This window comes from uncultured Chloroflexus sp., assembly GCF_937129525.1.
Taxonomy (GTDB): domain Bacteria; phylum Chloroflexota; class Chloroflexia; order Chloroflexales; family Chloroflexaceae; genus Chloroflexus.
In genome coordinates this window covers 1-8416 of the sequence record NZ_CAKZNK010000132.1, presented here as the reverse complement: position 1 = coordinate 8416, position 8416 = coordinate 1, and the positions used below count along the sequence as shown (strand labels likewise).

Here is an 8416-nt window from a genome sequence, read left to right as displayed (position 1 = left end):
CAGAGTGTTACGTGTAAAATCAAGTGTTTTGTAACATATACCATTATCACACAACATAGTCAAGTGTTACATGACAAGAGGCTTTATGATATGGGTGTCAAACGGTAATAAGTGTTGTGATATAATGAAAAGGTGATTACCGTGCGAAGCAATCTTTACCTCCTGATCGCGCAGAAAGCGACCCGCGAACGGCGGCGTATCACGTTGCGGACGGTTGCCGAGGAATCGGGCGTCCCCTACTACACGGTGAACGCGATTGCAAAAGAAACGATCCGCGAGTACCCGCGCGACGTGATTGCGAAGCTCTGCACCTATTTTCGGTGCGACGTGGGCGACCTCCTGACCCTCACCGAAGTCCCCGACGAGAATGCACGCTGACTGGCGCCGTCCGGCGCTTTGCGCAGCCTTTGCGCTGCAACGCCACAGAGGTGAGCGATAGCAATATCAACGTGCACAAGATCGGCCCAGAGGCACAGGCGGATAGCGCCTGGCACGACGAGGATATTGAAGCGAGCGCTTTGCGCGGCTTGATGTTCGCCCTCATTCTCATTCCCAGTCCTGGCGGGGGAGGGACACATTGTCCTTGGCGATTGCGGCGCTGCTCAGTTGGATTGTCGCCCTGAGCGTCTTCGCAGTGGCGCGCTGGGCGACGCTGCGCGATCTCTGGCCGGATCCCGTCTGGCTGACGTTCTGGACGATGCTGCTCGTTATCACCTCTGTCACCCCCGTCGTCGCCGGCAGCGTCATTCTGGTCGTCTGGGCGCTGGAGCAGCGCGCGTATCTGGTGCGCGCGCGTCTGGTGCGTGACCGCATGATGAATCCGGTGCCAGCGGACATGCTTGCACGCCTCACACCCAACCAGTACCTCGCCTTGCTCGATAAAATGGTTGCGCTCGAACGTGACGTTGCCCCGCACCGTGTCTACCGTGGCGTCGAGAGTCTGAGCGTCAGCCAGACGGTTAATGCGGCGGCGAACGGGCAAGCGGCGCGCACCGAACCGCCCCGCGCGCTCCCCGTTGACCCGCCGGAGTACTGGCTGCCCGAACTGCTAGCGGACGAAGCGCACATCATCGTCGCGGGCCGCACGTCGTGCGGCAAGACTACGACAGCAGCGGCGCTGCTGTCGTATTGCATTGACGCCGGCGATGCAGTGTGCGTCATCGACCCGCACGCCGGGACATGGCACGGCGTGCCTGCAATTGGACAGGGGCGCGATTACAACGCCATTCGTGCTACACTGCTCGGACTGGAAGGCGAGATGACGCAGCGGTACCAGCGCATGGCGAACGGCATGCACGCCGACATTACACCGCTGGTCGTTGTCATCGACGAGGTGCCGACGATTGCGCTTGAGCTAGGTGACACCTGGAAGCGCCTTGCAACCTGTTTGGGCAGCGAGGCGCGCAAGGCCGGTATCCGCATGATCCTGCTCACACAGTCACCGCTCGTCGAGGACGTTAGGAGTATTGCTTGCGGTTACGCTCGCGCTGACTCTTTTTGGTCACCTGCTTTTACCTGAACGAGTGGCGCCGGCAAAGAGTGAGACTCGTGGCCCGACGATTGCCGAACTGGCCACCGATTACCGTCTCACCGAGGGTATTGCACAGGTGCGAATTGCCGCCGATTCACCGCTGGCCGGTTGTACCCTGGCCGAGTCGCGACTCCACAGTCGTTACGGCATCACGGGCGTCGGCATCAGGCGCTGGCCGGAAAACCGCCCGGCTCCTGGGCCGGCGCGCGCCATAACGCCGGCCACACGCATCCTGGCCGGTGATTTGCTCGATGTGATTGGGGAAACGGCTGCAATGAACGCCTTTTGTCAACGGGAAAAGGCAATTCTCCAATCAGCGCAGACCGATCTCCCATTTGGCCCTGAATTGCCGCTAATGGAAGTGGCCCTTACTCCGCGATCACGCTTCGTCGGTCAAACTGTGACCGATGCTGAACTACGCCAGCTATTTGGCGTGACTGTGCTCGGAGTGCGTCGGCTGGGGCATCCACTTAGTGGCGATCCAGCGCGCGAGACGCTGCGTTTTGGCGACACCCTGCTCATCACCGGCATGCCAACGCAATTGGAAGCCATTCTGCGCGCGCAACGCACCTTTGGCGATCTAGCCGTCGTTGCTTTACCGCAAGATTTAGCGCAGCATGGTGATCGGCTGGGGCCACGCGCATTGCTTGCCCTGACCATTATGCTGGTCATGCTGGTAGTTATGGCAACCGGTTGGCTGCCGATCGTCACCATCGCCCTGGCCGCCGCGGTTACAATGGCAATCAGCGGTTGTGTCCCGCTCAACGACATCTATCGTCGCCTGAGCTGGGAGAGTCTGATACTCATTGCCGCTATGCTCCCAATGGCCACAGCCCTGACCAAAACGGGAGGGTCGGCTTTGATTGCTAGCGGGGTAGCAGGTGTACTGGACAGCTTCTCACCTCTGGTAGTAATGGCAGGAATCTTCCTTATTACCAGTTTGTTGAGTCAGTTCATCTCGAATACGGCCACTGCCGTGTTGATGATGCCCATTGCCCTTGATATTGCCAGGCAATTAGGGATAGCGCCCGAGCCGCTCGTGATTACTACTGCGATTGCCGCTTCGACCGCCTTCGCCACCCCTATTGCCTCGCCGGTCAATACGCTGGTACTGGCTCCTGGCGGTTACCGATTTAGCGATTATGCTCGCGCCGGCATTCCGCTCCAACTGCTGGCATTAATTGTTTGCCTGATGATTGTGCCCGGCTTATTTCCATGGTGAGAGATGCCACTGACGATAAAGCGGTACGCCGGGCAACGAAGAAGCAAGGTTTGTCAAGCGCCCCTGGTTATCTTGAAGACACGCTCCTGTAGCCAGAAGCGCAACGCATCGACCTGATCTCCCGGCAGCAGTGGCATTGCCGTCAGGCCGCTCGGATACGTGATTGGCGCGCCATGACCGGGGAAGAGCAGCGCCAGCGCGTTCACTGCGCGACTACCGTCAGAACGACCGATCCCGGCCAGATAGCTATACCCTTCATCGAGCGCACTTGCCGGCAATGCGCCATCCTCGCTCCGATACTTGGCATCAAACGCAATCAAGATCGGCAATTGCTGCCCGGTGATCAGCTCAATCGCCAGATCGGGCACCCGCGCTCGATCATCGAGTGAGCGGAACGGTTGACCGTCAGGCAGATAACGCGGCTGGTAACGCAACGTCAGTGTCGCGCCATCAGCCCGCCTGAGCGTGAACAACGGTCGATATGGTTCTATCCGTAAAACCTGCTCATCCAGGATAGACTGTTCATACAGGTACCAGTCAGCCAGCGATACAAGACACAACGCGACCTGAGCCGCGCACCAGATCTCGTACAGCCGGGCAACATCGCGCACCGGAATGGTGAAAAGTTCGCGATCCCAACCCACACCTATCCGACGCTGCAACAACCGTCGGTATGCATACACAATCCTTTCATCGCGACTGCGCGGCGTCCAGGCAACTGGCCCAAGCGCTCGATCCGCAATCGCGAGCGCTGCCTGCGCAGAGCGCAGCCGACCCATCATCACTACCAACTGCTCACGCGCGCGCTCGGGTAACGAGAGCATTAGCAACCATTGGGCGGCATTAAGCAACTGATCGAGGAGTCGCGCGGTCACTACCCGACCCCGATCATGTAGATCGGGGCGATCTACTACCATCCACACCCGATCCGGCCAGTCCGTTCCCGGCATTAGCGCAGCATCGACTGCCATTCGCCAGCGCGCCGGATCAAGCCGATCTCGCCACGCGCCCAGCTCGCGCGGACCATCCAGGCGCAGCCGACGACTGTGCGGCTGCTGTGCCAGGCGTTCAACGGCGCTCAACAACCGTCTGATCGCAGGACCGGTCAGGAGAGCAAGCAATGCCGCCTGATCAGGCTGACCAGCCGCAACGCCTCCGGCAGACTGACGACCGCCACGCAGCGCATGGGCCATCGTCGGCGCCATCCGAGCCAGATCGGACAGCAAAGCAGCATAACGACGGGCATCAAGTAGCGACGGCGCAATGCGCACCACATCACGCCATTCGGTATGCCAGTCTGTCCCGGCAATGGCCAGATGCAACGGATATTCGCCAGCTACTGCCGGCGCCTGCCAGCGCCAGCGCCATACCGTCTCGCCAGGACGCAAAAACGGTTCGAGCGGCGCGCCATCGATAGTCAACCGAGCCGTTGCGCCAGCCGGTAGCGGACATGACCATTCGACCACGCTTCGCTCAACGATAACCGGCGCTGATACCGGCACACCATCGAGGCTCAACACCGGATCGGCTACCACCAGCGCCTCCGCTTAAAGTAGATCGCCAGACTGACAGCGATGGTGAGCATCAATCCCAGCGCGAACGGATACCCCCACGGCTGCTCAAGCTCAGGCATAAGCACAAAATTCATGCCATAGATACCTGCCACGAGCGAACAAGCCATCAGAATGATCGACCACAGCGTCAGCACCTTGACCAACTGGTTCAGTTGATTACCCTGCAACGACAGATAGCTATCGAGAGCGCTAGACAACAGATCGCGGTACAGATCGATCGATTCTGTCAACCGCACCAGATGATCATACACATCGCGCACATACGCTAAATCGCGCGGCTGGAAGACACGCACTTCCTGGCGTAGCAACACATTCAGCACATCGCGTTCAGGAGCGACGATGCGCCGGAAAAGGAGCAAATCTTTCTTAAGCGTAAAAATCTCACCTGCCACTTCCTGGCGGCCCCGCTGAAAAATTGCCGATTCAACTGCATCGATCTGCTCGCCAAGCTGATCAAGCACCACAAAATAGTCATCAACAATGGCATCAATCAATGAATAGAGAATACTGCTTACCTGATAGCCAGGCAGGTAACCATTGTTCTGCCAGCGCGCCAGCGCCTGTTGCACGTGGCGCACCGGGCCAGAGCGGATACTGACAAGATAGTTCGCGCCGACAAAGAGCGTGATCGGCAGGAAGTTCAGCTCTCGCGTCGCGGCGTCATATTCCACGCTATAAAAGATGATCAGATAATAGCCAGGATACGTTTCAACTTTCGGTCGCTCATGCTCTTGCAGCGCATCTTCGATAGCAAGGGGATGAAAACCGAACTCCTCAGCTAACAACGCAATCTCATCCGGCTGGGGCTGTTCCAGATCGAGCCAGATGACTACGCGCGGTTGGAGCAACAGCTCGCTAATCTGATCCAGCTCGGTAACCTGCTGCACCTGCTGACGCTGAAAAACGTTGAGTGAGACCATGGCGCTACGGTTCCCACACAATCAACGCCGCATGGGGCACCCGACCATCGCGAATGTGATGATACAGAATTCCCCGCACGGTAAAGCCATTCCGCAATTGCGGCGTCAGGGTCGGATCGGACATACGTCCCGCTACCACGGCTGCGACATACTCTTCAATAGTCATTTGATCTTGATAAGCAGCAAAACCGGGCACCATCCCACCGGCCACCATGCCGCGCAAACCCAGGCGGCGAATCAAAGCCTTGCGCGCATCGTAGAGCATCCGACTGATCCCTCGCCCGCGATAATCGGGATGCACGCTAATATCAGCACCGTACAACCACTCACCATTTGGATCGTGGTGACCAAAATTGCCGTGATCGACAATATCCTCAAACGTATGTGGCTTAAACACTTTGTCACCGCTGATCCGGAAGGTACTGCTCTGCCCAACCACCCGATCACCATCGAGCGCCACGTGCTGACCTTCAGGGAAGAGGCGCAAATGAGCAGCAAAATTCTCGGCGCTAAAATGATCGTCTGGGTCGAGGGTTGGAAAACAGATCCGCTGGTGGATCACCAGTTGGGGGATATGTTCTGGTTGCGTTTGCGTGACAATTACAGGCATAACATTCCTCATCATCAAAATCGATGGTTCCTGAACCCATCCCGGCAATTACCCTCGCATCGCGCCGATCAACACCTCTAGCCCCTCATCGAGCTGCTCATCAGTGATCACCAGCGGCACCAGCAACCGGATACAGTTCACATAGAGACCGGCGCGCATGGCCAGCACTCCCCGTTCGAGCGCGCGGCCAAGAATTGCCAGCACCTCATCGGCGGCAGCCGGCGTTCGCTTCCGCCAATCCTTGACCAGCTCAATCCCGATCATCGCGCCAAAACCGCGCACATCACCGACCAGCGGATCGAGCGAATCATCGGCGAGCAGCGGCTCGAATCGTCGGCGGATATGCTGACCGATCGAACGTGCCCGCTCAAGCAACTGCTCGCGTTCGATCAGATCGATCGTTGCCAGCGCTGCCACGCAAGCCAGCGGATTGCCGCCATAGGTGCCACCGACACCGCCATAATGCGCTTTATCCATCACCCGCGCCCGCCCGATTGTTGCAGCCAGCGGCATGCCGGCAGCAATACTCTTAGCGGCGACGATAATATCCGGCTCAACCCCAAACTGTTCAATCGCAAACAGCGTCCCCGTGCGACCGAAGCCACTCTGCACCTCATCGACAATCAGCAACGATCCATTGCGGTCGCAGAACTGGCGCAAGCGACGCATAAACTCAACCGGCACCGGAATAAAACCACCCTCACCCTGCACCGGCTCGATCAAAACTGCCGCCACCATCTCAGGATCAACACCGGCAATCTGCATCCGCTCAAACGCTGCCCAACACTGTTCAACAGCATCCTCCTCACTGACACCCATACGGTAGGCATACGGGAAGGGGGCGCGGTAAATTTCGGGGGCAAACGGACCAAACTTCTTTTTGAAATAGGTGCGCGATGTCAACGAGAGTGTCAACAAGGTACGACCATGGTATGCGCCATCGAAAACGATAATAGCTGGCCGGCCAGTAGCGGCGCGGGCAAACTTAATCGCATTCTCAACTCCCTCGGCGCCCGAATTGGCCAGCAACGTCTTACACGGCTCACTGATCGGCGCCAGTGCATTCAACCGCTCACATAGTGCCACATACGGCTCATAAGTGCCAACCAGCGCCGACAAATGGATCAGTTGCTCTGCCTGCGTCTGAATGGCGCGCACCACCTCAGGCGGACAATGTCCGACAGCCAGTGTTCCAATCCCACTGACAAAATCGATCAGCGTATTGCCATCAACATCCGTCACCAGCGCGCCGTGACCGGATGCAATCGCAATCGGTGTCGCCCGACCCAAACCGGCCACCACTGCAGCCTCACGACGAGCCAACAACTCGCGCGAACGAGGGCCGGGAATCTCGGTAACCAGACGAATATGGCGCACAGCAGGCGCAGTCATAACAAACACTCCTTCAACAAATTCGACAACTATGGCATTGATAGGTCATTATAACAAAAAGCGCGGCTTAAGCCGCGCTTTTGCAAATCTGCATCATCGGGAATTACGGCACAATGCGCTTCACCCATGCGCAGACCTGTGACACCTGATGTGGATGACCAATCACGACTGCCGTTGGAAGGCGCACCATCTGCAACAGCGTCAACCAATCAGGCAACTCACCTTCAAGCGGACAGACGACACCGCCGGCAGCCTGGACAATCACCCAACCGGCGGCCACATCCCAGACCTTCGCCCGCCCGATAATAGCCGCCTTTGCCTGACCGCGGGCCACGTAGCAACAATCGGCAGCCACCGATCCCAACACCCGCACCTTACCGGGATAATGGATCGTATAAGCGCGATGAAACGTTGAAGGAATAGCAATCCAATCATTCGGGCCAGGAGGCTGCGGCGGCGCAACCTGAATTGGCGTGTCATTCCAAAACGCCTGACCACCGACCACCGCCCAATAACAATCACCCAACACCGGCAAAACGATCACGCCGACAACCGGTTGACCGTGGCGTAGAACACCAATCGAAACTGCCCACATTGGCAAACCCGACACAAATGAACTGGTACCATCAATTGGATCAATCACCCACACATACTCGCGGTCAAGGCCAACCGATTCGCGTTCCTCGCCAATAATACCGTGATGAGGGTAATACGCCACAATCTGGTCGCGCAACCAATCCTCAATCGCCCGATCAGCAGCCGTCACCAGACTCCGATCCAACTTTCGCTCAGGTGACACCTGATTAAAATAGGATCTCAGAAGCATATCGCCAGCGCGCTGAGCCCATGCCCGTACCAGCGCAACATCAATTTCCACCCCAAGCCTCCGCCGATGTGTTGCCGCAAGCTCCGGCTGCTGCGGTGCGTTATTTCATTGTACTACAACAAAGTAATAGGCGATAGCCGATAGCTGATAGGCGCTGGTCAATCGTTGCGTGTTGCAGGGAGCGGCAGGCGGGGAGTAGGGGCGCAGCGGTGCTGCGCCTATCCGTCTACCAGGGGGTGATAGCCGATAGCTGATAGCCGATAACCGATAGCTGATAGGCGCTGGTCAATCGTTGCGTGTTGCAGGGAGCGGCAGGCGGGGAGTAGGGGCGCAGCGGTGCT

At 58.0% G+C, this 8416-nt stretch carries 8 protein-coding genes; 3 read left to right on the top strand and 5 right to left on the bottom strand.

Annotation, left to right across the window (positions count from 1 at the left end; all coding sequences use genetic code 11):
• Nucleotides 1–141 precede the first annotated feature (141 nt).
• The 3 genes from Q0650_RS16230 to Q0650_RS16220 all read left to right on the top strand — a co-directional run bounded on the left by Q0650_RS16230 (nt 142) and on the right by Q0650_RS16220 (nt 2753).
• On the top strand, nt 142–378 hold the full coding sequence (locus Q0650_RS16230; protein WP_298820842.1) for a helix-turn-helix transcriptional regulator: 237 nt from the start codon (nt 142–144) through the stop codon (nt 376–378).
• A gap of 199 nt (nt 379–577) precedes the next feature.
• Nucleotides 578–1519 (top strand): type IV secretory system conjugative DNA transfer family protein, encoded by a 942-nt coding sequence (locus Q0650_RS16225; RefSeq protein WP_298820840.1) that lies wholly within the window; start codon nt 578–580, stop codon nt 1517–1519.
• Nucleotides 1467–2753 (top strand): SLC13 family permease, encoded by a 1287-nt coding sequence (locus tag Q0650_RS16220; protein WP_298820839.1) that lies wholly within the window; start codon nt 1467–1469, stop codon nt 2751–2753. Before Q0650_RS16225 ends, Q0650_RS16220 begins: the two co-directional genes overlap by 53 nt.
• Before the next feature lie 53 nt (nt 2754–2806).
• Here the strand turns inward: Q0650_RS16220 and Q0650_RS16215 are convergent, their stop codons facing one another.
• From Q0650_RS16215 to Q0650_RS16195, 5 genes are all read right to left on the bottom strand, one after another.
• A complete protein-coding gene (locus Q0650_RS16215) occupies nt 2807–4288 on the bottom strand; it encodes a nuclease domain-containing protein (RefSeq protein WP_298820837.1) in 1482 nt (493 codons plus the stop codon).
• On the bottom strand, nt 4282–5247 hold the full coding sequence (gene corA / locus Q0650_RS16210; RefSeq protein ID WP_298820835.1) for a magnesium/cobalt transporter CorA: 966 nt from the start codon (nt 5245–5247) through the stop codon (nt 4282–4284). Before corA ends, Q0650_RS16215 begins: the two co-directional genes overlap by 7 nt.
• Nucleotides 5248–5251: 4 nt before the next feature.
• Nucleotides 5252–5857 carry a GNAT family N-acetyltransferase gene (locus Q0650_RS16205; RefSeq protein WP_298820832.1) on the bottom strand — a complete coding sequence of 202 codons (606 nt, stop codon included), beginning with the start codon at nt 5855–5857 and terminating at the stop codon, nt 5252–5254.
• Nucleotides 5858–5905: 48 nt separating this feature from the next.
• Nucleotides 5906–7249, bottom strand: coding sequence for an aspartate aminotransferase family protein (locus tag Q0650_RS16200; RefSeq protein WP_298820831.1), 1344 nt, complete (start codon nt 7247–7249; stop codon nt 5906–5908).
• A 103-nt stretch (nt 7250–7352) separates the two neighbouring features.
• Nucleotides 7353–8126: an inositol monophosphatase family protein gene (locus tag Q0650_RS16195; RefSeq protein ID WP_298820829.1), complete on the bottom strand. Its 774-nt coding sequence runs from the start codon at nt 8124–8126 to the stop codon at nt 7353–7355.
• Between the last annotated feature and the right edge of the window lie 290 nt (nt 8127–8416).

Bases quoted from the DNA above. Each gene is read 5' to 3' on its own strand.
- Q0650_RS16205 (WP_298820832.1), bottom strand. From the start codon at position 5,857: ATGCCTGTAATTGTCACGCAAACGCAACCAGAACATATCCCCCAACTG.
- corA (WP_298820835.1), bottom strand. From the start codon at position 5,247: ATGGTCTCACTCAACGTTTTTCAGCGTCAGCAGGTGCAGCAGGTTACC.
- Q0650_RS16200 (WP_298820831.1), bottom strand. From the start codon at position 7,249: ATGACTGCGCCTGCTGTGCGCCATATTCGTCTGGTTACCGAGATTCCC.